General features: G+C 32.5%; 25 protein-coding genes. 10 read left to right on the top strand and 15 right to left on the bottom strand.

The window, feature by feature from the left end; genetic code table 11:
- Positions 1-40 precede the first annotated feature (40 nt).
- Positions 41-1,243, top strand: a complete 1,203-nt coding sequence (locus tag J2Y38_RS09035; RefSeq protein ID WP_309841425.1) for a hypothetical protein — start codon at positions 41-43, stop codon at positions 1,241-1,243.
- Positions 1,244-1,374: 131 nt separating this feature from the next.
- On the opposite strand, the gene J2Y38_RS09030 is transcribed toward J2Y38_RS09035, so the two are convergent.
- The 4 genes from J2Y38_RS09030 to J2Y38_RS09015 all read right to left on the bottom strand — a co-directional run bounded on the left by J2Y38_RS09030 (position 1,375) and on the right by J2Y38_RS09015 (position 4,162).
- Positions 1,375-1,761, bottom strand: coding sequence for a secretion protein (locus J2Y38_RS09030; RefSeq protein ID WP_309841422.1), 387 nt, complete (start codon positions 1,759-1,761; stop codon positions 1,375-1,377).
- 373 nt (positions 1,762-2,134) lie between these two features.
- Positions 2,135-2,536 carry a secretion protein gene (locus J2Y38_RS09025; RefSeq protein ID WP_309841420.1) on the bottom strand — a complete coding sequence of 134 codons (402 nt, stop codon included), beginning with the start codon at positions 2,534-2,536 and terminating at the stop codon, positions 2,135-2,137.
- Positions 2,537-2,964: 428 nt separating this feature from the next.
- On the bottom strand, positions 2,965-3,321 hold the full coding sequence (locus J2Y38_RS09020; RefSeq protein ID WP_309841418.1) for a DUF3244 domain-containing protein: 357 nt from the start codon (positions 3,319-3,321) through the stop codon (positions 2,965-2,967).
- 442 nt (positions 3,322-3,763) lie between these two features.
- Positions 3,764-4,162, bottom strand: coding sequence for a T9SS type A sorting domain-containing protein (locus J2Y38_RS09015; protein WP_309841416.1), 399 nt, complete (start codon positions 4,160-4,162; stop codon positions 3,764-3,766).
- A gap of 450 nt (positions 4,163-4,612) precedes the next feature.
- On the opposite strand from J2Y38_RS09015, the gene J2Y38_RS09010 reads away from it, so the two are divergent.
- From J2Y38_RS09010 to J2Y38_RS09000, 3 genes are all read left to right on the top strand, one after another.
- The gene (locus tag J2Y38_RS09010) at positions 4,613-5,485 is read left to right on the top strand and encodes an AraC family transcriptional regulator (protein WP_053474112.1); all 873 of its coding nucleotides are present in this window, start codon (positions 4,613-4,615) and stop codon (positions 5,483-5,485) included.
- 480 nt (positions 5,486-5,965) lie between these two features.
- Entirely contained in the window at positions 5,966-6,835 is an 870-nt protein-coding gene (locus J2Y38_RS09005; RefSeq protein ID WP_309841412.1) for an alpha/beta hydrolase-fold protein, read from the top strand.
- A gap of 86 nt (positions 6,836-6,921) precedes the next feature.
- Entirely contained in the window at positions 6,922-7,446 is a 525-nt protein-coding gene (locus J2Y38_RS09000; RefSeq protein ID WP_309841409.1) for a hypothetical protein, read from the top strand.
- A gap of 71 nt (positions 7,447-7,517) precedes the next feature.
- Here the strand turns inward: J2Y38_RS09000 and J2Y38_RS08995 are convergent, their stop codons facing one another.
- From J2Y38_RS08995 to J2Y38_RS08980, 4 genes are all read right to left on the bottom strand, one after another.
- Positions 7,518-8,048, bottom strand: coding sequence for a hypothetical protein (locus J2Y38_RS08995; RefSeq protein ID WP_309841407.1), 531 nt, complete (start codon positions 8,046-8,048; stop codon positions 7,518-7,520).
- Positions 8,038-8,499: a hypothetical protein gene (locus J2Y38_RS08990; RefSeq protein ID WP_309841404.1), complete on the bottom strand. Its 462-nt coding sequence runs from the start codon at positions 8,497-8,499 to the stop codon at positions 8,038-8,040. The genes J2Y38_RS08995 and J2Y38_RS08990 overlap by 11 nt, the downstream gene beginning before the upstream one ends.
- Before the next feature lie 178 nt (positions 8,500-8,677).
- A complete protein-coding gene (locus J2Y38_RS08985; protein ID WP_180861745.1) occupies positions 8,678-9,643 on the bottom strand; it encodes a TerC family protein in 966 nt (321 codons plus the stop codon).
- Between the two features lie 355 nt (positions 9,644-9,998).
- Positions 9,999-11,015: a glutamine synthetase beta-grasp domain-containing protein gene (locus J2Y38_RS08980; RefSeq protein WP_053474107.1), complete on the bottom strand. Its 1,017-nt coding sequence runs from the start codon at positions 11,013-11,015 to the stop codon at positions 9,999-10,001.
- A 427-nt stretch (positions 11,016-11,442) separates the two neighbouring features.
- Between J2Y38_RS08980 and J2Y38_RS08975 the strand changes: the two genes are divergently transcribed.
- From J2Y38_RS08975 to J2Y38_RS08950, 6 genes are all read left to right on the top strand, one after another.
- Positions 11,443-13,632, top strand: coding sequence for a glutamine synthetase III (locus J2Y38_RS08975; protein ID WP_053474106.1), 2,190 nt, complete (start codon positions 11,443-11,445; stop codon positions 13,630-13,632).
- A gap of 206 nt (positions 13,633-13,838) precedes the next feature.
- Complete coding sequence (locus J2Y38_RS08970; protein ID WP_309841400.1) at positions 13,839-15,017, top strand: AIR synthase related protein; 1,179 nt, start codon at positions 13,839-13,841, stop codon at positions 15,015-15,017.
- Positions 15,018-15,165: 148 nt separating this feature from the next.
- Positions 15,166-15,522 (top strand): hypothetical protein, encoded by a 357-nt coding sequence (locus J2Y38_RS08965; protein WP_073482762.1) that lies wholly within the window; start codon positions 15,166-15,168, stop codon positions 15,520-15,522.
- A 121-nt stretch (positions 15,523-15,643) separates the two neighbouring features.
- A complete protein-coding gene (locus J2Y38_RS08960) occupies positions 15,644-16,252 on the top strand; it encodes a GNAT family N-acetyltransferase (protein ID WP_309841398.1) in 609 nt (202 codons plus the stop codon).
- Positions 16,253-16,404: 152 nt separating this feature from the next.
- Positions 16,405-18,744 carry a GH92 family glycosyl hydrolase gene (locus J2Y38_RS08955; RefSeq protein ID WP_309841395.1) on the top strand — a complete coding sequence of 780 codons (2,340 nt, stop codon included), beginning with the start codon at positions 16,405-16,407 and terminating at the stop codon, positions 18,742-18,744.
- A gap of 366 nt (positions 18,745-19,110) precedes the next feature.
- A complete protein-coding gene (locus J2Y38_RS08950) occupies positions 19,111-19,554 on the top strand; it encodes a hypothetical protein (protein WP_073482759.1) in 444 nt (147 codons plus the stop codon).
- Between the two features lie 163 nt (positions 19,555-19,717).
- Here the strand turns inward: J2Y38_RS08950 and J2Y38_RS08945 are convergent, their stop codons facing one another.
- From J2Y38_RS08945 to J2Y38_RS08915, 7 genes are all read right to left on the bottom strand, one after another.
- Complete coding sequence (locus J2Y38_RS08945) at positions 19,718-21,574, bottom strand: peptidase M61 (RefSeq protein WP_309841392.1); 1,857 nt, start codon at positions 21,572-21,574, stop codon at positions 19,718-19,720.
- Positions 21,575-21,686: 112 nt separating this feature from the next.
- Positions 21,687-21,965: a DUF2805 domain-containing protein gene (locus J2Y38_RS08940; RefSeq protein ID WP_053474100.1), complete on the bottom strand. Its 279-nt coding sequence runs from the start codon at positions 21,963-21,965 to the stop codon at positions 21,687-21,689.
- A gap of 113 nt (positions 21,966-22,078) precedes the next feature.
- Positions 22,079-22,915 carry a sterol desaturase family protein gene (locus J2Y38_RS08935; RefSeq protein WP_309841387.1) on the bottom strand — a complete coding sequence of 279 codons (837 nt, stop codon included), beginning with the start codon at positions 22,913-22,915 and terminating at the stop codon, positions 22,079-22,081.
- Between the two features lie 120 nt (positions 22,916-23,035).
- Positions 23,036-23,278, bottom strand: coding sequence for a GlsB/YeaQ/YmgE family stress response membrane protein (locus J2Y38_RS08930; protein WP_309841384.1), 243 nt, complete (start codon positions 23,276-23,278; stop codon positions 23,036-23,038).
- Between the two features lie 18 nt (positions 23,279-23,296).
- Positions 23,297-24,013: an aquaporin Z gene (aqpZ, locus tag J2Y38_RS08925; RefSeq protein WP_309841381.1), complete on the bottom strand. Its 717-nt coding sequence runs from the start codon at positions 24,011-24,013 to the stop codon at positions 23,297-23,299.
- A 33-nt stretch (positions 24,014-24,046) separates the two neighbouring features.
- On the bottom strand, positions 24,047-24,403 hold the full coding sequence (locus J2Y38_RS08920; RefSeq protein ID WP_309841378.1) for a DoxX family membrane protein: 357 nt from the start codon (positions 24,401-24,403) through the stop codon (positions 24,047-24,049).
- An 88-nt stretch (positions 24,404-24,491) separates the two neighbouring features.
- Positions 24,492-25,388, bottom strand: coding sequence for an EamA family transporter (locus J2Y38_RS08915; protein ID WP_291152686.1), 897 nt, complete (start codon positions 25,386-25,388; stop codon positions 24,492-24,494).
- Positions 25,389-25,472: the final 84 nt, after the last annotated feature.

Here is a 25,472-nt window from a genome sequence, read left to right as displayed (position 1 = left end):
AAACCTTTCAGAAATGAAAGGTTTTTTTAATTTTAGTGTTATGAAAAAAGCTATCTATTATATTCTGTTTCTTTTTGTTACGTTTTTTGGATATAGTCAAAATAAACAATTATTAAAAACGGGAATTATTATTGATTCGGTGAAAATTGCAACTGCTCCAACGGAATCGTACGCAATATATTTCCCAAAAAAATACGATGCTAAAACTCCATTAGCATTAGTTTTTATTTTTGAACCAGCGGCAAGAGGTAAAAAGGGAATTGAACCATTTATTTTGGCTGCAGAAACGTATAATTATATTTTAGTATGTTCTAATACTTTAAAAAATGGATCAACTGAAGACAATATCGCTATTGCCAATAGATTATTTGATCATGTATTGCAAACTTATGCTGTTGACACTTCGCAACTTTATATAGCAGGTTTTTCGGGTGGCGCAAGATTAGCTAGTTTTTTTGGGATATCTACAGGTGCTTTTCAAGGTGTTATTGCTTGCGGCGCTTCTTTTAATGGTATGGATAAGTTTATACCGCCTTCTAATAATTTCTCATACGCGGGTATGGTTGGCGACAGGGATATGAATTATCAGGAAATGATCGAAAATAAAGTATGGCTGGATAACGCAAAGATTGTAAATACACTTTTTATTGCGCATGAAGAACACGTTTGGCCTAAACAATCTGAAATGGTTCGTGCATTTGACTGGCTGGAAATTCAGGCCTACAGAAAAAATATAAAACCAAAAAACGATAGCATTATTAAAAGAATTTATGATACTAATTTGCGCTTAGGGGATAGTTTAAAGGCGAATAAAGAAATGGTTCTTTCGGTAAATACTTATGAAAAAGGAATTACTACTTTTAATACAAACGAAGACAATTTTCTAAAAGCTAAAATTGCCGAAATCAAAAAATCTAGAGAGTATAAAGATGAAATAACAAAAATGGAGGATATGAAGGTTTTAGAGAATAAAATTTTAGATAAACTTTGGTTTCGCTTTGATCAGGAATTAAAATCGGCTAAAAGTAATTCTAATTTTAAGTTTTGGAAATCCGAAATTCAAGATTTAAATGCTATGAAGTTAGATAATAAAAATCCTTTCGCCCAGAATATGGCAATTAGGGTATTAAATTGGTTTCAGATTTCGGTTTATGAAACCGGGCAGGAAAATAAAAGAAACCAGCAAAATGATAAGTTTATTTATTGTCAAGAATTATATAAAATTATCACTGAAACAAATTAAATATAAAAGCCCGCGATTACAGAAGAGTTTGTAATGAAAGTGCTTCTGAATGATCAAGAGATTATCCATAAAAAAAGCAGCTCCATCTTATAGAGCTGCTTTCATTTTTTTTGTGGGGCAAAAAAAGTGGTTTAACGACGAAATCCAGGACTTTCGTTTACTGACTCGTCTAACTTAACAGTTTTTGCCTTTTTTGCAACAACTTTAATTTCGTGTTTAGCAACTTTGTCGTTTGCTTTAACTTCTAACACATAAGTTCCGGCTGGTAAACCTTCTAAACTTATTGTTTTCGAAACTTCTAATTTGTTTGCTGCAGAATCTCCCGCATAAAGTAAATTGTGATTTTCGTCATAGATAGAAAAAGATGATTTTTCAAAGGTGTCTAAAGTAAAGCTAACTACTTTTCCGTTTCCAGTTTGAATGTTTAAAATGTAATCGCCTTTTCCATCAATGGCGTAAGAAAATAGTGTTGCTAAAAAGAAGGCCGCAACAAGACCGGTTTTGGTAAATTTTGTCATGTTTTTTTAAAGTTTTATTACTAAATGTGGAACGTCCAAAACTACAAATACAAATTTAATTTTCCGCAAAAAAATCGTATTTTTTGATACTTAAAATGCTGAATTAAAACTATTTCTGTGTTTTGTCTACGCTATGTACGTAAATACTGGGCTTGCGGTTTCAAAAAAAATGAAATTTTTTAATGCTATAAAAACCAGACACATACAATTATTAAGAATAATTTTTCAAAAATTTTCAATTTTTTCAAAAACCGAAAAATTTAACATAAAAAAACAGCTCAATAACCACAAAGAGCTGTTTCTAAAACTTGCGTTTTTTAACTTTACTAACTATCTAACCTTATTTTTTATACTCACAAGAAGTATACCTTTTTTAGCGCACTGCTACGCTTGTATTTTTTTCTGAAACTGTTTTATAAACAGATGAAACTGCTTTTGCAGATAATACAGTTGTATCGTCTGTAATTGTAATTTCGTGTCTCACTTTTTTTACACTGTCTTCAGCTTCTAAAAAGTAAGTTCCCTCTGGAAACTCTTCTAAGCTAAAAGTTCTTAATATTCCATCTTTACCTGAAGCAGTTTCAGAATAAATTAGATTTCCGTCTTTGTCATAAATTGCCAGGGTAGCTTTTTGCAATTTGTTGATCGCAAATGTGATAAGCTTTCCGTTAGCTTTTATTACATGAAGATTAAAGTCTTCATTTCCATCAATTGCATATGTACTTCCTGTAAAAAGTACTGCACATACTAAACTCAATTTTAAAATCTTTTTCATAACTGTTAGTTTTAAATTATTAGTTTAATTCTCTGATGTAAAAGTATTACAGAAATCCAGTTTTTTTAACAACTCTATTCTCCAATTTCGATGCTGTATTCTCATTTACGAAACCGTTATAGGTTAAAATTTAAATTATTTATATCGTTTTTGTTAATTAGGTTATTATTTTTCAACGTTTTTGTAAATATTTGATTTTACGTTTTTCTTACATTTTAGTAATAAACCAACTCTTAAAGAAGTGAATTTGTAAAGTAGGTTTTATCAAAAAGTAAAGAGCAAAAAAAACAGCTCAATAACCACAAAGAGCTGTTTCTAAAACTTACGTTTTCTAACTTTACTAACTATCTAACCTCATTTTTATACTGTATGCGAGTATAAATTTTTAAGTGTATTTGGGGCACACTATACTTTTTGCAGAAATCTGCTTAATTAACTGATTTTGTAGACAAAACTGTTGTATCACTTGTAACGGTGATTTCGTGTCTTGCTTTTTTGAAGTTGTCTTCAATTTCTAAAAAGTAAGTTCCGGTTGGAAATTCTTCTAAACTAAAAGTTCTTAAGATTCCGTCTTTACCAGAAGCGTTTTCAGAATAAATTAAATTATTGTTTTTGTCATATATACTAATACTTGCTTTTTGAGTTTGGTTTAAAGCAAAAGTGATTAGTTTTCCGTTAGCTCTTAATACGTGAAGATTAAAAGCATTGTTTCCGTCAATTGCATAAGTACTTAATCCTGATAAAAGTACAGCACATACTAAACTCAATTTTAAATTCTTTTTCATGGTATTTATTTTTTGATGTTATTATCTCTAATTCTCTGATGTAAAATTACTTCAGATATATATGTTTTATATCAACTCTATTTTCCAATTTCGATGCTGTATTCTCATTTACGAAACCGTTATAGGTTAAAATTTGAATTATTTTTATCGTTTTAGTTAATTCAGCTATTATTTTTCAAAGTTTTTTAAAAAGTTGCTAAGTTGCTAAGTTTCTAAGTTTTTTTTAAAGATGCTGAGATTCTGAGATACTAAGGTTCTGAGTTTTTTTCAAAACTTGTGCAAAAAAATCTAAACTCTAAAATCTGCAATCTAAAATCTAATATCGAAAGTTTAGGGCAAAAAAAAACAGCCCAATAACCACAAAGAGCTGTTTTTAAAACTTACGTTTTTAACTTTACTAACTATCTAACCTTAGTTTATACTTATGAGAAGTATAAGTTTTTTAGCGTACTGCTACGCTAGTATTTTTGTCTGAAACTGTTTTGTAAACAGATGAAATTGCTTTTGAAGATAAAGTAGCGATTTCGTTATTTACATTAATTTCATATCTAACTTTTTTTGCATTGTCTTCAACTTCCAGGAAGTAAACTCCGTCAGGGAAATCTTGTAAGCTGAAAGTTCTTAAAATTCCGTCTTTACCAGAAGCATTTTCAGAATAGAATAAAGTACCTTCTTGATCGTATATAGCTAATTTTGCTTTCTGAGTTTGGTTAAGACCAAAAGTGATCATTTTACCGTTTTTCAATACATGAAGATTAAAGTCCTCATTTCCATCAATCGCATAAGTGCTGATTCCTGATAAAAGCACTGCACATACTAAACTTAATTTTATCTTATTCATAGTATTTGTTTTTTAAAATTATTATCTCTAATTCTCTGATGTAAAATTACTTCAGCTATGCGAAAATAATATCAACTCTATTTTCCAATTTATGTGCTATATTCTCATTTACGAAACCGTTATAGGTTAAAATTTGAATTATTTTAGGTGTTTTAGTTAATTACGTTGTTATTTTTCAATGTTTTCTAAATGTTAACGTTTTTAAAAACTTCCAATATTCTTACAGAAATAATGAATGTCTATAAAAATGGTCGAATAAATACGATATCTTAAAAAAATCTGGAATAAAAATATGAGTTGTTTAAAAAAAGACGTTTTAGTGATAATTTGTTAGATTATCTTTTTGTTATTTTAATGAAAAATCCTCATTTACGAAACCGTTATAGGTTAAAATTTAAATTATTTTAGGTGTTTTTGTTAAATTTGCTATTATTTTTTAAAGAAATTATCATGAAGACAATCGCCCCAGCTCTTGAAGTGATAACTAACTCATACGGAAGTTCTTTTACCTACACTAAACACGCCGAAAAGACCAATAGCAAAGCTCATTTATGGCATTATCATCCAGAGATTGAGTTGGTTTATATTAACGGCGGGGCAGGAAAAAGACAAATAGGAAGCCATGTTTCTTATTATACAAATGGTAGTTTGATTTTGATAGGGTCTAATTTGCCGCATTGCGGCTTTACGAATGAACAAACGGGAAACGTAAACGAAACAGTTATTCATATTAAACCTGAGTTTTTAGGGAATGGCTTTTTTGGAGTACCGGAAATGAGAAAGATTCAAAATGTTTTAAGTCAGTCTAAAGGCGGAATTGCTTTTGGCGGAGAAACTAAAAAACATATTGGAAAAAAAATAGAAGCAATGGAAGACCAGCTTCCGTTTGAACGTCTGCTTTCGCTTTTAAGTATTCTGGATGAATTAGATTCGTCTGAAGAATACACAATGCTGAATGCAGATGGTTTTGCAATGGAACTGCAGACTCAGGATAACGATCGTATGAATGTGGTTTTTAATTTTGTTAAAGATAATTTTCAGCAGTCTATCGCTATCGACGAAGTTTCGAATTTAGTGAGTATGACAACACCTTCTTTCTGTAGATATTTTAAAAAGATTTCCAACAAAACTTTTACAGAGTTTGTAAACGAATACAGATTGGTGCACGCCTCAAAACTTTTGGCCGAAAAACCTATAAGTATAAATGAGGTTTGTTACGAAAGCGGTTTTAATAATTTCAGCCACTTTAGCAAATCATTTAAACAATACACAGGTAAAAGCGCATCGCAATACCGTCACGAGCATAAGATTATTATTAGTTAGTATTTTTTTGCCACGAATTACACAAATTTCCACGAATTAGTTTGTGAAGAATGTTTGATGTTTTTTGCCACCGATTAAAAGGATTAAAAAGATTTTAGAATCCGTTTATAAGCCAAGTTGAAAATAAATTCGTGGAAATTTGTGTAATTGCTTCGCCTGTTCGCTGTCGCTCGAGTCGTGGCAAACCAATCTTTATATGTTTCTTGCCACAGATTGCACAGATTAAAATGATTTTTTTAGTTGCCGTGAATTACAAAAAAATAAGATTAATTTAATTCGTGAAAATTCGTGCAATTCGTGGCAAACCAATTTTTCAAAGAAAATAATCCATAGAATCCTTTTATCCCGATAGCTATCGGGAGTGGCAGAAAAAATAACAAATCCATAATCCGATTAGTGTAAAAGCTGGTCGGATTTTTCATTTAGTTTGTTCAGAAAAAAGGTATATTTACACTCCTTTAATCAAAAAAAACTATCAAAATGAAAAACCTTAAATTTTTAGTATTCTTTGTTTTTCTGTGTGTTTCGTCAATGACATACGCAGCAAAAGTAGATACTTTACAAATTGCAAGCATCGCCATGAACAAGACTTACAAGGCGGCTGTAGTTTTACCAAATTCGTATGCAAAAAGTAAAACAACGTTTCCGGTAATGTATTTATTACACGGCGCGTATGGACATTTTGGTGACTGGTTAAAAAATACTCCAAATAAAAAACTAGTTCAGAGTTTATCTGATCAATATAATTTAATCATTGTAATGCCCGAAGGAGAAACGTTTAGTTTTTATCTGGACAGTCCTGTAAATAAAGGAAGCCAATTCGAAACTTTTATTACACAGGAAGTAATTCAAAAAGTCGACAAAACATACCGAACAATCAGCAATAAAAGCGGAAGGGTTATTACGGGACTTTCGATGGGTGGACACGGCGCTTTATATCTTTCTGGCAGACACCCGGATTTATTCTGCGCTGCCGGAAGTATGAGCGGGGCAGTAGATATGAGTACAATGCTTAACCGAGAATCTTCGGCGCAAGTGATAAAATTAATGCAGCCTGTTTTTGGAGACAGAAGTGACAATTCTGAATTATATGCGCAGCACGCCGTTATGGGAATGCTGGATAAAATAAAAGCAAACAAATTACCTCTAGTTATTGACTGCGGAGTAGATGATTTCCTGATTGAGCCCAACAGAGAATTACACCGCCGATTAGTTTATAATAAGGTAGAGCACGATTATACCGAACGTCCGGGCGCACATACTTGGGAATATTGGGAAAATTCACTACCTTACCATGTATTATTTTTTAGCAAGATCTTGTTTAAGAATCAGGTTGTTGCGAAAAAATAATGCAAAATTTCATTCCAAAACCCATTTAACAAAATTTTTGGTTTGGTTTTTGGAATGCTTTTATAAACTTAAAAAAAATATATATTATGAAAAAGATACTTACGTTATTCGCTGTTGTTGGGTTATTTGCATTTACGGGTTGCGAAGGGCCAGAAGGGCCTCCGGGGCAGGATGGATATGATGGGTTAATCGGTCAAGTTTTTGAGAGGGAAGTAGATTTTAATCCTACAGGATATTCTGTATTGATTCCTTTCCCAGGTGGACAGATTTATCCATATGATGTTGTGTTAGTTTATCATAGATATGACGTTGATAATGGGAATTCAATTTGGAGACTAATACCTCAAACATATTATATGAATGATGGTGGTGCATTAGATTTTAATTATGATTTTACAAGAAATGATGTGAGCATTTGGCTTGCAGCGGATTTTCCATTAAACACACTGTCAACTGATTGGACTCAAAATCAAGTTTTTAGAATTGTTATTGTTCCTGGTGAAAATATTGGAACAAGTAAATCAATTAATAAAAAAGATTACTCAGATTATAATGCTGTAATTAAAAAGTATAATATTGATGATAGTAGTGTCAAGCGAGTTAAGTTATAATTTTAATTAAAAAAAAGGAAATCGAAAGATTTCCTTTTTTATTGTTTTAACATTTTTTCTTAATTTTTATATTAACGACGACCTGGGGGGATAGGCACTAAAATAGATGGGTCAAAAGCTTTCTCTGTTATTGTTATCATTGGTAGTACCATAGTGTAAGAATTGGTAGGTATTGATGATCCTACTCCATTATTTTCCCCAGTTTTAGGATTTAATGCAAGTAATAGAGCTTTTTTTTCTTCAGTAAGTGAAAATTTAAAAATAATTGTTTTGTCTTCTTTAATGCTATTATTAAGAGTATAAGATTTTAAATTATTGGGATTCATTTCCAATATTCTAATGATATTATTAGTTTCACATGCTTCTGATCCATCTATAATTAAGCCAGAATCTTTCAATTGAGCATATAAAGTCGGAAAGCCATTACTATTTACTTTGTCGACAAGTAGTATATTATCATTAAAGTAAGTCTGAAGTGATATTTCATATGTAGTATTAGCTTTAAATGGGTATTCAATTGAAATTGCTGATCCACGGCTTAAATTATTGTTAATAATTTGTCCTCCCCTGCTAATGTATTGTTGGCCTCTATTACCGCACATAAGAACAAGTGAGCCATAGTAAGTAAGTATTATGATGTGGTAGGCCTGCTCCTCTTACTAAATATCCATTCTCTTGTCGCGCAGGATTGTATCCATATACGCCATTATCGGTATCATATGAATTCCCGTTATTATATCTATTAATAAAACATCCGCTTTTTGTTGATCCAGCTATTCCGTAATCAAAAGTTATTACAGTTTTTTCTTGATTCTGAGCAGTTTTATTTCTCAATGTTTGATTTTTATTTAAATTATTTGGTATATCATATATAAAAATTGGTTTCTTTGGTTTTGAGCCATCTGTGATTTCAGAAATATATTCAATGTCTCCATTGATGATATAAGTTTGGGTAGGTTTTTTGCTTGATTGACTTTTTGATGGTAATTCTTCTTTATTATCACATCCTGTAATAATAAAAGTGAACAATAAATAATAATAAAATTTTCTCATGATAAAATATTTAAAGGTTTATAATGATATAAATATATTTATAAAATATGTAATATCTTATTTTTAAAAGTTAAAATATAGTATTTATCTTATGATTTAATTTTTGGTCAAATTGAAAAAATAAAAAAAGGAAATCGAAAGATTTCCTTTTTTTATGAATATATGTTTTGAAATGATATTACAAATCAGAATCAGTAAGTTCTTTTTCTTTTCCGAATTTAAGCGAAACCAAAATTCCAACTAAAAGTGAAAGTGCAATAAATCCTAACGAAGCCCATTCTGGAACGTGAATCCATTCGTGCAAAAGCATTTTTAAACCAACAAATGCTAAAATAGCAACTAAGCTATATTCTAAGAAACTGAATTTTGCCAGCATATTTGCCAGGAAGAAATACATAGAACGTAAACCTAAAATGGCAAAAATATTAGAACTAAACACTAAAAACGGGTCAGAAGTAATGGCTAAAATTGCCGGAACACTGTCAACAGCAAATAAAACGTCCATAACTTCAATTACAATCAAAGCAACGAAAAGTGGAGTAGCAGCTTTTTTTCCTTTTTCGGTTAAAATGAAAAATTTCTCATGCTCCATGTGAGACGTAATCGGAATAATTTTTCCTAACGTTTTGTATACAAAAGAATCTTTCGGATTGAAATCTTCATCTTCTCCTGAAAACAACATTTTTATAGCAGTAAATACTAAGAATGCTCCAAAAACATATGTTGTCCACGTAAATTTATTAATCAGCATAACGCCGAAGAAAATCATTAAACCACGAAAAACAATCGCACCTAAAATTCCCCAAAATAAAACACGGTGCTGGTACTTTTGCGGAATTTTAAAAGAAGCAAAAATAATGGCAATTACAAATATGTTGTCAACACTTAAAGATAATTCGATTAAATAACCCGTAATAAACTTCATCGAAGCCACTGCAGGCTTTAAACCGTCGGGATTTGCAATATAATCTGTAGTATAAAGCCAATAGATAACGCCAGAAAACAAAAAGGATAAAGTAACCCAAATCAAGGTCCATTTACTGGCTTCTTTGGTGCTGATAATATGTGGTGTTTTGTTGAATACACCTAAATCTAAAGCAAGAATAAAAACTACGGCCAATAAAAAGAGAGTCCAGACTATCATGATGGTTTTTTTAAATGAATTACAAAGATAAGTTTTGAAGTTTAAATTAAAAATTATTTATAAGAAAGGTACTTTTAAAATTTAGCAATTTTGTGAGATGTTTGATGTAAAAGGTGAGAAGGTTCTCTTTGTAACTTTTGTTAGTGCGGTTGCTTCGTTCCTCGCAATGACAAACTGTGCGTTTATTAGAAATGATAAAAAAATCTGTTTAGACCAGCGTCATCTGCGTGCCATTACACAAGGTTATGCAAACTTTGTAGCTTTTTGTTAGTGTGATTGCTTCGTTCCTCGCAATGACAAAAAAAAAGTGCCAACAATTACGATGGCACTTTTAGGATATATTCTAAGCTTTGAATTATAGCGCTGATTTAACAGTTTTGATAATTCTAGCAGCAATTTTGTATGGATCTCCGTTTGAAGCTGGTCTTCTGTCTTCTAACCAACCTTTCCATCCTTTTTGAACAGTCATTAAAGGAATTCTGATAGAACATCCTCTGTCTGAAACTCCATAAGAGAAATCGTGAATAGAAGCAGTTTCGTGTTTACCAGTTAAACGTTGGTCATTGTAAGCTCCGTAAACCGCGATGTGCTCAGCAGTAACAGGACGGAAAGCTTCACAAATTCTTTCGTAAGTAGCTTGGTCTCCACATGTTCTTAACACCTCGTTAGAGAAGTTAGCATGCATTCCAGAACCATTCCAGTCAGTATCTCCTAGTGGTTTTGGGTGATATTCAATATAGTAACCATATTTCTCAGTCAAACGATCTAATAAGTAACGAGCAACCCAAATTTCGTCTCCGGCTTTTTTAGCACCTTTAGCGAATAATTGGAATTCCCATTGTCCGCAAGCAACCTCTTGGTTAATACCTTCAAAGTTAATTCCGGCAGCGATACATAAATCAGCATGTTCTTCTACTAATTTTCTTCCGTGAGTGTTTTTTCCACCTACAGAGCAGTAGTACATACCTTGTGGAGCAGGATAACCTCCAACAGGGAAACCTAATGGCAATAAAGTTTTAGTATCCATGATGAAATATTCTTGTTCGAAACCAAACCAAAAATCATCATCTTCATCATCAATTGTAGCTCTACCGTTAGAAGGGTGTGGAGTTCCATCAGCGTACATAACTTCAGACATTACTAAATATCCGTTAATACGAGTTGGATCTGGATAAATTGCAACAGGAACTAACAAACAGTCAGATGAACCACCTTCAGCTTGTTTTGTTGACGAACCATCAAATGACCAATTTCCAAGTTCTTCTAATGTTCCTTTGAAATTTTCGTGTTCTTCAACTTTAGTTTTACTTCTAAGATTTTGAGTTGGTTCGTATCCATCTAACCAAATGTACTCTAACTTAATTTTAGCCATAATAATATAAATTTATTTTTTTTGTTTTTTCGCTGGGTCAAATATAGATTTATTTTTTTAGTCCTAAAAATTAGGGGGCTATTTTGTTGAGCGAAGTATAATTTTTTTGAGAAGCGCAATTTTGATAGGGGTATATTCTAAAAAAAGCAATTTTAAATACTTAAAAAAAATAAATTCGTAAAAATAAGGGTAACTTTTTGAATTTTAGGGTTAAGGAATTATGAAAAAATGTTTATTTAATGAATAATACTGAGCTTTTTTGTTATATTTCTTTACAACATAATCACTATTCTTTAAAAAAGGCTTCATACGTTGAAAATTATGCTTATAAAATTCTCAATTATAAGTTTAAAAAAGGGGCTTTTATTGTTTATATTTGTTGCTCTTTTTTTAGTGAAAATTATTACGAATTTTTAAAATTATATACATGTCAACATTACGTTTCCAAGCTTTACAAGAAGCTTCTACAAGAAAGCCGGTACACTTTGAAGAAATTGATAAGAAATCGAATCTTTTTGGATCAAATGTGTTTAATGAGAAAGCAATGAAGCAGTTTTTAACTTCAGATGCTTTAAAAGGAGTAAGAGATGCCATTCAACACGGAACGAAAATAGAACGTAAACTGGCAGATTATATCGCCATGGGAATGAAAGAATGGGCATTGGCAAAAGGCGTTACACATTATACGCACTGGTTTCAGCCATTAACAGGAACTACTGCAGAAAAACATGATGCTTTTTTTGAAACGTCATATGATGGAAGTGACCCTGTAGAGAAATTTGGCGGAGCGCAATTAGTACAGCAAGAACCAGATGCATCAAGTTTCCCTAACGGCGGAATCAGAAATACATTCGAAGCAAGAGGATATACAGCCTGGGACCCAACTTCGCCAGCCTTTATATATGGAACAACTTTATGTATCCCAACCGTTTTTATTGCGTATACAGGTGAAGCTTTAGATAATAAAATTCCTTTATTAAGAGCACTTTCTGCAATTGACGAAGCGGCTACAGAAGTTTGTAAATACTTTGATAAAAACGTAAAAAAAGTAACGGCAACTTTAGGATGGGAGCAGGAGTATTTTCTAATCGATAAAGCTTTGGCAAATTCACGTCCAGATTTAGTAATGACTGGAAGAACCTTATTAGGACATACTTCTGCAAAAGGACAACAGTTAGACGATCATTATTTCGGATCTATCCCAACCCGCGCTCTTACTTATATGAGAGATTTAGAGCAGGAATGTATGTTATTGGGAATTCCGGTAAAAACACGTCATAACGAAGTAGCGCCAAATCAGTTTGAGTTGGCACCAATTTTTGAAGAAACAAATCTTGCTGTAGATCATAACTCTTTATTAATGGATGTAATGCAGAGAGTAGCAGAACGTCATGATTTTAAAGTGTTATTTCACGAAAAACCATTTAAAGGAGTAAACGGTTCAGGAAAACATAATAACTGGTCATTGGCAACAGACACCGGAGTTAATTTATTAAGTCCGAGTAAAACGCCAATGAGTAATTTACAGTTTTTAACTTTCTTTATCAATACTATAAAAGCAGTAAACGATAATGAAACTTTATTAAGAGCTTCTATTGCAACAGCAAGTAATGATCATAGATTAGGTGCAAACGAAGCGCCGCCGGCAATTATGTCTGTTTTTATCGGGGCACAATTGACAAAAGTTTTATCTGAATTAGAAAGTGTAACAACCGGAAAATTATCTCCAGAAGAAAAAACAGATTTAAAATTAAACGTTGTTGGTAAAATTCCAGACGTATTATTAGATAATACAGACCGAAACAGAACTTCGCCTTTTGCCTTTACAGGAAATAAATTTGAGTTTAGAGCCGTAGGTTCAAATTCAAACTGTTCTAACGCAATGACAACTTTGAATGCTATTGTAGCAAAACAATTAATAGATTTTAAAAATGAAGTAGAGAACCTGATCGAGTCAAAAGACATGAAAAAGGACGATGCTATTTTTAATGTTTTAAGAGAATATATCAAACAATCTAAAAAAATTCTTTTTGAAGGCGACGGTTACAGCGAAGCTTGGGAAAAAGAAGCGGCAAAAAGAGGTTTGAGTAACTTTAAAACAACTCCGGAAGCGATAAAAGCTAAAGTTTCGAAACAAGCTTTAGATTTATTTGCTGAATTGGGAATCTTTAATCACGTTGAAGCCGAAGCGCGTTACGAAATTGAACTTGAAGAATATACTAAGAAAATCCAGATCGAAGGAAGGGTTTTAGGAGATATTGCGAGAAATCACGTAATTCCAACTGCAATTCGTTACCAAAATACATTAATTGAAAATGTAAAAGGTTTGAAAGAAATCTTTGGGAAAGAATTTGAAACTATTGCAAAAGAGCAAATTACTTTGATCAAAGAAATTTCTGGTCATATTGAAGGAATCAATTCTAAAGTTTTGGCTATGACCAATGAAAGAAAAAAAGCAAACCAGTTAACTGATGGTCAAAAAATGGCCGAAGCGTATTGCAATACTGTAAAACCATATTTTGAAGACATTCGTAATCACTGTGATAAATTAGAATTATTAGTGGATGACGAAAGCTGGACATTAACAAAATACAGAGAATTATTGTTTACGAAATAGTTTTTTTTCGCCACGAATTGCACGAATTTTCACGAATTATATTTTTCAAAAATCATCCTATAAGGATGATTTTTGTTTTTTAAGAAAAAAAGATTCATGAAAATTCGTGTAATTCGTGGCAAAACTTTTTTGAATCCTATACTCGAATACCTAAAGAATTAAAAAAAGGGATTATCTTTGCACCACATCAACACAAACTAATTTTCATGAGTTCAGATTCTAGCAAAAGATATGCACAAAGAGGTGTTTCGGCATCAAAAGAAGACGTACATAACGCTATAAAAAATATTGACAAAGGTTTATTTCCGCAGGCATTCTGTAAAATTGTCCCTGATTATTTAACTCAGGACAACGACTACTGCTTAATCATGCATGCCGACGGAGCGGGTACAAAATCATCTTTGGCCTATATGTACTGGAAAGAAACCGGAGATCTTTCGGTTTGGAAAGGAATCGCTCAGGATGCTTTAATCATGAATATTGACGATTTATTATGTGTTGGCGCAACCGATAATATTTTGCTTTCTTCTACTATTGGAAGAAATAAAAACTTAATTCCTGCTGATGTTATTTCAGCAATTATCAACGGAACCGAAGAATTAATCAACGAACTAAAATCTTTTGGCGTAACGATTCATTCAACTGGAGGTGAAACTGCCGATGTTGGAGATGTTGTTCGTACAATCATTGTTGACTCAACTGTTACGGCTCGTATGAAACGTGCAGATGTTGTAGATAATGCTAATATTAAAGCCGGAGACGTAATTGTTGGTTTGGCTTCTTTTGGACAGGCAACTTACGAAAAAGGATATAACGGAGGAATGGGTAGTAATGGATTAACTTCTGCCCGTCACGATGTTTTCGGAAAATATCTGGCTAAAAAATATCCTGAAAGTTACGATGCTGCTGTTCCCGAAGAATTAATTTATTCTGGTCAGGTTAATTTAACTGATGAAGTTGAAAACAGTCCAATAAATGCTGGTCAATTGGTACTTTCTCCAACAAGAACTTACGCACCAATTATCAAGAAAATTTTAGATAAATACACTCCAAACGAGATTCACGGAATGGTGCATTGCAGCGGAGGCGCACAGACTAAAATTTTACATTTCGTTCAAAATTTACACATTATAAAAGATAATTTATTTCCGGTTCCGCCATTGTTCAAGTTAATTCAGGAACAATCAAAAACCGACTGGAAAGAAATGTATCAGGTTTTCAACTGTGGTCACCGTATGGAAATTTATGTTCCAGAAAACATTGCACAGGATATTATCGAGATTTCAAAATCATTCAATGTTGATGCCCAAATCGTAGGTAGAGTAGAAGCAGCCGATGCTAAAAAACTAACGATTACCAGCGAATACGGAACATTCGAATATTAATTTTTTTTGAGTGACAAAGTTACAAAGGTTCTGAGTTGTTAAGGTTTTTTTTTAGCATCTGAATTTTAGTAGAGACGCACAGCAGTGCGTCTAACATTACGAAAGACGCACTGCTGTGCGTCTCTACAATTTATAAAACGCCAGTATTATGTACGAACTGCTTTTTTGGAGATATATAGACGAAATTTACCTGAACCACCACGAGGTTTACGAAGCTCTTGTTGAAAAAGAAGAAGTTGACGGCCTTGAGAAACTTCCTGTTGAGGTAATTATTAATCGTATTAATTCTGTTTTTTCAAAATGGGAAAGAGTCGATGAAAACAGTTGGAAAAATAATGCAGGAAAAGGAGCATTTCAGGTTATTACCACTCCACAAAGCATTAAAATTGACTGTTATGGAACCGAAGGAAAAACCATGAATCAATTAGTAGATTTGATGGCAGAATTTAAATGTCCACTTTACGATCCGCAGGTTCCGGAGCGTTATGATGAAATGAGTGAATAAGATTTTAGTTATATCAAATACTTAGTGAATCTTTGAGAATTCTCCGCGTATCTCTGTGGAATAAAGATTGCACAAAGACACACAAAAAATTTCGCAGAGATTCACAAAAAAATAAATAATTATGGTTTCCGAATCAAATTTCAGCTTCACAGATAATATAATTTTAGAAGACGACTTCGTTTTACTACGTCCTATTCAGGAATCAGACGTAGAAAATTTACTGGAAATTTCCATTAATGAACCAGAAACCTGGAAATATTCTTTAGTTGGAGCAGAAGGAAAAGACAATTTGATCAATTATATACAATTGGCAATAAAAGAAAGAGAAGACCAAAAAGAATTTCCCTTTATTGTTTTCGATAAAAAATCTCAAAAATACGCTGGTTCAACGCGTTTTTATGATATCAAACCTGATTTCAAAACTTTACAATTAGGTTATACTTGGTATGGATCAGCTTTTAGAGGAACTGGTTTAAACAAACACTGCAAATTTTTATTACTTCAATTCGCTTTTGAAACCCTTGGGATGGAACGAGTAGAATTTCGTGCCGATAATAATAACGAACGCAGCATCGCGGCAATGAAAAGTATTGGCTGCAAAGTCGATGGTGTTTTAAGAAGCAACATGCCAACACGAGACGGAAATGTTCGTCGTGATTCTATCGTTTTAAGCATTTTAAAAAACGAATGGTTTGATGAGGTAAAAGAAAATTTAAAACGTAAACTTTAAAAACAACCGTTAGGCTCAATAAATATTGTAGAACCGTCCCGAGGCTTCGGGATTAATCCGGTTTTAAAATCATGTCTTTTTTAAAATTTAAATTTTTTAAAACTATATTTTATCGTAATTTTCTGAACGAAACAATTACAGAAAATTACCCAATGAATATTTTACAAAAACCTGCTTTTATTATTGCATTTGGAACTTTAATGTTTGCTTTTACAGCAAATACAAATGCTCAGAAAAAAGAAAACAACCTTAAAAATTTGATTCAATATGTTGATCCAATGATTGGAACAGCAAAAATGGGACATACCTATCCGGGAGCAACAGTGCCTTTTGGAAGCGTACAGTTAAGCCCGGAAACCGATACAATCGCTTACGGATTAAACGGAAAATACAATGGTGAAGTTTATAAATATTGTGCAGGATATCAATATGAAGACAAAACAATTGTAGGTTTTAGCCACACCCATTTTAGCGGAACAGGTCATTCTGATTTAGGAGATTTTCTAATTATGCCCACAACCGGAAAATTGCAATTGAATCCAGGCGTTGCTTCAAAACCTTTATCAGGCTATAGATCTGCATTTTCACATTCAACTGAAAAAGCAGAACCCGCGTATTACAGTGTTCTTCTGGAAGATCACAATATTAAAGCCGAATTGACTGCAACAACCAGAGTTGGAATGCATCAATATACATTTACAAAATCAGATGAAGCGCATATTATTCTTGATTTGACTTCAGGAATTTATAATTATGATAAAAAGAATGTCTGGACTTTTGTACGAGTAGAAAACGATACTTTAATTACAGGATATCGTCAGACAAATGGCTGGGCGAGAACAAGAACCGTTTATTTTGCCATGTCTTTTAGTAAACCAATCAAAAGTTACGGACAGGCTGCACAGGAAAAAAGTGTTTACAGAGGTTTTTGGGGAAGATTTGACCAAACGAAAAATTTCCCTGAAATGGCAGGACAAAACCTAAAATTGTTCTTTGATTTTGATACAAACGAAGGTGAAAAAATCAAAATAAAAATGGCTTTATCGCCGGTAAGTTCAGCTGGAGCTTTAGAAAACATGAAAAAAGAAATTCCGGATTGGGATTTTGAACGCGTTAAAAAACAAAGTCAGGAAGTTTGGAATAAAGAACTGAATAAAATTCAGGTTGAAACCATTCAAAAAGAAGATTTAGTGAATTTTTATACCGCAATGTACCACGCCTTTTTAGGGCCAACAGAATATATGGACTTAGATCGAAATTACAAAGGTCTTGATATGAATGTTCATAGAGCCGAAAACTTTACAAATTATACGAGTTATTCACTTTGGGATACTTATAGAGCTTTGCACCCGTTATTCAACATTGTGCAGCCGAAAAGAAACTCGGATATGGTAAGTTCAATGCTGGCGCATTCAGACCAAAGTGTGCATAAAATGCTGCCAATATGGTCGCATTATGCTAATGAAAACTGGTGTATGATTGGATATCATTCAGTTTCTGTTGTAGCAGATGCAATTGTAAAAGGGAATACTAGTTTTGATGCAGAAAAAGCGCTTCAGGCTTGTGTTAACACTGCAAAAGTTCCTTACTACGATGGCTTAGAATTTTATATGAAGAAAGGTTATGTTCCTGAAGATAAAAATGGTGCTTCGGTTTCTAAAACTTTAGAATATGCTTATGATGACTGGGCGATTGCACAGGCTGCAAAGAAATTAGGAAAAACGGATATCTATAATGAATTCATTGAAAGATCAAAGAATTATAAAAACGTTTACGACGAAAAAACGGGTTTCATGCGTCCTAAATTAAACGACGGAACTTTCAAAAAAGAATTTGATCCGCTTGATACACACGGGCAAGGTTTTATTGAAGGAAATTCATGGAATTATAGTTTATACGTACCGCAAGATCCTGCCGACATGATTAAAATGATGGGAGGAAATGAAAAATTTAAAGTTCGTTTAGATTCTTTATTCAATATGCATTTGCCAGACAAATATTTTGAAAATACAGAAGATATTACAAGAGATGGAATCATTGGAAATTATGTTCACGGAAATGAACCTTCACATCACGTAGTTTATTTATACAATTGGACAGATTCGCCTTGGAAATCACAAGATAAAATCAGAATGATTCTTAAAAAAATGTACCGAAATGGAGCAGACGGTTTAGGAGGAAATGATGATTTCGGACAAATGAGCGCCTGGTATATTTTCAGCAGTTTAGGATTTTACCCTGTTGCGCCGGGTTCTGATGAATATGCATTGGGAAGTCCCCTGGTTAAAAAAGCAATTTTTAATTTAGAAAACGGAAAAAACTTTGAAGTTGAAACCGTAAATCAATCGGATAAAAATGTATTCGTGAGTAAAGTTTTGTTGAATGGAAAAGAAATTTCGAGACCTTTCCTGAAGCATGCAGATGTTATTAATGGAGGGAAAATTACTTTTTATATGAGTGCAAAACCTAATAAAAAGAATTATCAGAATTAAGATGGGCCACGGATTTGGCGGATGAAACGGGTTTGCACTGATGTTTATTTATTGTAGTGTTGTGTAATCACCAATGTCACCCTGAGCGAAGTCGAAGGGCTTTTACGACGAAAAAGGGCTTCGACTTCGCTCAGCCTGACAGAAACGGGGACTCAGACTTACTAGAGAATAAAATTTAATTCGTGAAAATTCGTGAAATTCGTGGCAAAAAAATAAACGTAAAAGGGCTTCGACTTCGCCCAGCCTGACAGAAAGGATAGTTCAGCCAGACAAGAGAACAAAATTAAATTCAAGAAAATTTGTGCAATTCGTGGCAGAACAACAAAAAACTTCACGAAATTTGCACTTCAAATAAAGACAATCAATATGAAAATAAATTTAAAATCAGGAATTGATAAACTGCTTTTCGGAATGAAGCAGAATGATGTTACAGCTGCTTTAGGAAAACCTGATAAAAACTATAAAGACGAAGATGATAATGTGATTTTTGTATACAATGCACACAAAATCAGATTGACATTTTATGAAGAAGAAGAACTGAAATTAGGATATTTAGTAGCTTCAAGTAATGATTTGGAAGTTTTCGGATTCAAAATAATCGGAAGAAAAATTGCTGATGTAAAGAAAGATTTTGCCGCAAAAGGAATCACAAAATACACTCAGGAAACTTTTGATACTTTCGAAAATTACTTCAACGAAGACAATTGGTTTATTCTTCAAACTGAATTTGATGAGGTTGTAAAATTTGAGATTGGTGCAATTATCAATGATAAAGATGAGTTTGCCTGGAAGTTTCCAGTTAAGAAATAAATAAAGATTATACACAAAGTAATGTCATTGCGAGAAACGAAGCAACCGCACTATAATAAGTTTTAATCAGAATAGATATACGAGATGATATTGCTTCGTTCCTCGCAATGACAAAAAAAAACCGACAATCACTTGTCGGTTTTTTTTATAAGTATAAAAGAAATTATCCTTTTAACCATGCATTTTTAAGTTTCTCTTTTGAAGCATCAGTTGCTTTAAAAGTTTCAGTTTCTTCAAATGGTAATTTTACAGTTCCTTTTATAGTTTCTTCTTTACCATCACGTTTTATTTTTAAAGTAATTGGATCATTTTCTTTCCAGCTTTCACTTACACCAATAAGTTCGTAAATGTTTTCTAAAGAATATGCTTTGTTGTTTACTGCTAAAATGATATCGCCGCCTTTTAAGTTTAAGTTCTTGAAGAAATCATTTGGTTCAACATCAGAGCGAACTGCAATTTCTTTTGTCTGCTTATCAATTTTGATATAAGGAGTTTGTCCTTTTAAGAAAACAGCTCCGGTTTTTTTCTCGGTTGCTTTTGTTACACCAACTTTTGCTAAATAAAAATCGTAAGGAATTGGAGTTGTTCCTGCTACATATTTGTTTAAGAAATCACCAACTTCAGGGTACGTCAATTGTGTGATTTTAGCAAATAATTCATTATCGTTAAATGGTTTTTCAACACCATATTCAGTTGATAATTTGTGCATTAAATCAAGAATTCCTCTTTCACCATTGCTTTTTTCTCTAATGATAATATCGATACACATTCCAATCAGCGCCCCTTTTTGGTACACGTTTAAGTATTGATCTTTATATGGTTGTTCTAAAACATTAGCACTCATTTTTGTAAATGACATTGTATCATCTAATTTTTTTGCCTGCTCAATTTTATCTGCAATACGAGTATAGAATTCTGTCTCATCAATTAAACCTTGGTTGATTTGGAAAAGATTTGCAAAATATTCTGTTACACCTTCGTACATCCATAAATGCTCAGACATTTTTGGGTCATTATAATCAAAATACTGGATTTCTTTTGAGTGAATAGTCAATGGAGTTACAATGTGGAAAAACTCATGAGAAACAACATCTTTCATTGATTCTACCAATCTTTCTTTTGGCATAGATTCAGGAAGTACAACTGTAGTAGCAGTTGGGTGTTCTAAAGCACCAAATCCGTGCGCATCGTCTTTTGCCATGCTAGATAAGTACAATAATACAGTATACTTTTTATTAGCATTTACTTTGCCTAAAAAGTTTTTCTGAGCCGTCATCATTGTTTTCATTTCAGGAGTAATACTTTCTGCAGTAAATTTTCCTGTTGGAGAATAAACAGCAATTAAAATATCCATTCCGTTAACGTTAAAAGTAGTGTAATCTGGTTTAGAATACATAATTGGATTTTCAACTAAAACTGCATAACGAGTCGTTGTAAAAACATCGCTTGTTTTGCTTGCATCTTCATCTGTCATAGACGTTGCTCCCCAAAGTGTTTCAGGATGTGTAATCGTAACTTTATACGGAATTTCTAGTTTGTCTTTGAAATACCCAACAAAACCATGTGTATTTACTAAGAAATTTTCTCCGGCTTTGATGTTTGTTCCTGCAGGTGAGAAAACATCATCATTACCAAATCCGGTCCCTTTTTCAGTGTCAAAAGTATCATTAACTAAATAAGTAATTTTTTTAAGTGTTTTAGCATTAGCAATCGACCATGAATTATCGCCAAGTCTGGTTACAGTTAACGCATTTCCTTTAGCATCATAAGCTTTAAAATCCTCTGAATATTTTCCGTAGTTATCAGTAGAATAAGTTCCGGGAACTGTTTTAGGAATACTGTAGATAATTTCATCAGTTTTAATTGACGGAGGCGTTACAGTTACCAAAACTTTATCGTCTTTTACATCAACAAGATTAATGTTAACGTCTACGACATTTTTTTCAGAAACTGAAGAACTACCTGTTTTACAGCTCCATAACGTCACTGCAAGAGCTAAAGTGTAAAGTATTTTTTTCATTTGTTTATGTTTAGTTATACCTATCAGACTAGAAAATTACAAAATAGTTACAAAATCATTGTAAAAAGTTATAAATAAAAAAAAACTCCTGTAAAAACAGGAGTTTTAAATCTTAGTCAAATTTATTTTTAATATAATATTTACCATCCAAGTCTTCGTCAAAATCATCAATTTTAATAGGCTTTGGTTTAGGTTTATTCGCTATAGCCTTCTTTTTCCACATCTCAAATTTTTCAAGAGGCATTTTCTTCTTCATTATTTCAAGAACTTCTTTTTCTTCCAATCCAAACTCTTTTTTTATGATTTCAAATGGATTTCTTTCTTCTAAGGCTAACGAAACAAGTCTTTCCGTTTGTTCCCAATTCAATTCTTTGCGGTTACTCTTTTTCATCTCGTGAAAATTAATTCAAAATAGAGGGTTAATGATTAATAGATTGATTTTCATTTTATATATCAATATTAATAAAAAAAATAATTAGTTGGTACGCCCAAGTATATTTTTTTTTATTGATTTTTAGTGTTTTTTGCTGATCTTGATTTTTGAAACGGAATTTGCAATAAATTTTTCAATTGGTTGTTTTCTTCGGCAAGCATATGAGTATCTACTCCGTAAATTAATTGATCTTTTGGTAAAGAGGTATAAGTGCCAAAAAGCCTATCCCAAACAGAAAAAATATTACCATAATTGCTGTCGGTATAAGGCAGCATATAATGATGATGCACTTTATGCATATTAGGAGAAACTATAAAATAACTCAGGAAAAGATCCAGTTTATTTGGCATTGAAATATTAGCATGATTAAATTGCGAAAATATAACAGATAAGGACTGATATAAAAATACCATCCACATTGGGCTGCCTACGATCAATACACCAAGTGTTGTAAATACAAAACGAATAACACTCTCGCCCGGATGATGCCTGTTTGCCGTTGTGGTATCAATCCAGGTATCAGTATGATGAATGATATGAAAACGCCATAAAAACTTTATTTTATGTTCTACAAAATGAACTAAATAAGCGCCAATTAAATCTAATAAAAGCAGACCAATAATAGTATAAAGCCAAATAGGGATTTCTGGAATCCATTGTAAAATTCCGAAATTATGCTCAGTTGTCCAGCTGGCCGTTTTTATTAAAATAAAAGCCAGAATAAAGTTGACAATAATAGTGGTGATGGTAAAAAAGATGTTGATTCCCGCATGATGCCATTTTCTATATTGCATTTGAAACAGTGGGAAATTATTTTCTATTACCCAAAAAAGTGTAATCCCGCCAATTAAGATAAGACTCCGGTGTGAGGACGGAATAGTGCTGAAATAAGAAATAATTTCGTTCATAACCAATTAGATTTGAGTTGAAATGAAGCTTTCTTTTTTCGATTTTATCTAAAGAAAAAGAGAAAACCAAATATAAATATATCTGATTTTCTCTTTAAATTTTATAATTGGTTAAATAATTTATGCTTTTTTAATCAAACTAATAATAAATAGTAAGATCCACGCACCTCCTGCAGCAATTATAATCTGCCAAAGAAGCCCGCCGCCGCCAATACCAAGTTTAGCTGCAAGCCATCCTCCAAATATACCGCCAAGGATTCCAACAATGATATTACCAATTAAACCAAAACCAGCACCTTTCCAGATTTGACCCGCAAGCCATCCCGAAATTGCACCAATAATTAAAAAATATATAAAACCCATAATTGGATAAATTGATTGTTAGTTAGTATGATCTTCTTCGTTTTTTTGTAAAAGCAGCTTATAAATAAATCCTGCTGCAATAGCACCTAAAATTGGCGCGAGCCAAAACAGCCAAACCTGCGAAAGCGGTTCACCTCCCGCAAAAATCGCCTGAGATAATGATCTTGCTGGATTTACAGAAGTATTTGTAATAGGAATACTTATTAAGTGAATTAAAGTTAATCCTAAACCAATTGCAATTCCACAGAAATTAGTGTTGGCACATTTATCTGTACTTCCCAAAATTATCAATAAGAAAAATAAAGTCAATACAAACTCAGCAATAAAAGCAGCTTGTAAAGAATATCCATCTGGAGAAAATGCTCCAAAACCATTAGAAGCAAAGGCTCCGGCTTTAGTATTATCGATTATAAATCCTGCTTTTCCTGATGCTATTGTATATAATGTTCCCGCAGCAGCAATTGCACCAATACATTGTGCAATAATGTAAGGAATAAGATCTTTGGCAGGAAATCTTCCGCCAGCCCATAAACCAAATGAAACAGCGGGATTAAAATGTCCGCCTGAGATATGCCCAACAGCGTATGCCATTGTTAAAACAGTTAAACCAAATGCTAAAGCAACACCTGCAAAACCAATTCCTAATTCAGGATAACCGGCAGCAAAAATGGCGCTTCCACAACCTCCAAAAACCAGCCAATAAGTTCCGAAGAACTCTGCAAACAATTTTTTCATAATAAAATAATTTTAGATTTATAGATTTGATTGTTATAGGGTATATTGAAAGGCCCAAACTATCAAAACGATTTGTAAGGGCAAACGTACAAATAAAATCCATTTTGGTAAACCAAAACTCGCTTTTTTATTTTGAAACATATATAAATTGGCAGGAAATATTGCGATTAATAAAGCAATAATTCCCCATGCGGCATATTGTGTTGTAAGAGAAAACATTAGCAAAATTCCCAATACAACTTCGGCGATCCCACTTAATGTGTTGATTATTTTAGGGTTTTTAAAAAATGGAGGAATGATTTTAATGTACATTCCGGGTTTTCGAAAATGATTGAATCCGGCAAGAATATAAAGTATCGCCATTAAATATAAATGCCAGGGTAAATTCATGATAATTAATTATTTACAACTAAATTATAAAAAAATTAACACTTATTACATTACAAGACAGCTTTTTTTAATAACGTGCAAAAAAACCTTAAATTTTTCGTTTGAAATTTACATTCATAATGATGATTGCCAGAATGATAAGAACAATTCCAACCCATTGTGTAAGAATCACTTTTTCATTCAAAAGTACATAAGCCATCATTACTGAAACAGGAAGTTCTAATGCAGAAACAATACTTCCTAAACCAATTCCGGTTAATGGAAAACCTAAGTTCATTAAAAGTGGCGGAATGATGGTTCCGAATAAAGATAAAACAATTCCCCATTTCAGGAAAATTGCCAGATTGAAAGGAGTAACCTGAGTAAAAAATGCGAAAGTAAATACAATTACAGCTCCGCCTAAAAGCATATATAAACTACGCTGAGCAGAAGAAATCCCTGTTGCAACACGGTTTGCCGTAAACATTGTGGTTGTAAAGGAAGCTGCTGCCAAAACTCCCCAAACAATTCCACGCCAGTCAAGTACAATATCATTGTTGATAATATTAGTGGCTAAAACAGTACCAATTAAAACAATAAAAACTGCAAAGACTTTTTGTTTTGAAGGTAATTTTTTTTCTAAAATCATTTCAAGTAAAACGCCCATCCAAACCGTCTGCATTAATAAAACGATTCCAATAGAAACCGGAATGAATTTAACAGCCAGATAATAGAACAAACTTGTCATTCCTAAAGAAGTTCCGGCAAGCATTAAATGAAATATATTCTTTGAAGTAGCTTTTACTACTTTTTCTTTATTTTTTACTTTTTGAAAAGCGTTGATGATCAAAATACCAATAATTCCAAGTACAAATTGAGAGGTTGTTACTTCGGCAGTTGTATATCCTTCAGAATAAGCCATTTTTACAAAAGTGGCTAACATTCCGTAAGTTGTAGCTCCTAAAGCAACTAAAAACACTCCTTTTAATACGTTATTTTGTGACATTTTGATTGTTTATTTTAAAAAATTCAAGCCGGCAAAGGTAAGTTATTTTGTTTAAGAATTAATAGAAAATCTATACAAACGTTA

This window comes from Flavobacterium sp. 2755 (assembly GCF_031455715.1).
In the GTDB taxonomy this organism is placed as follows: Bacteria; Bacteroidota; Bacteroidia; order Flavobacteriales; family Flavobacteriaceae; genus Flavobacterium.
Note: the sequence above shows the minus strand (reverse complement) of the source record. Positions and strands in the feature narration are given on the sequence as shown.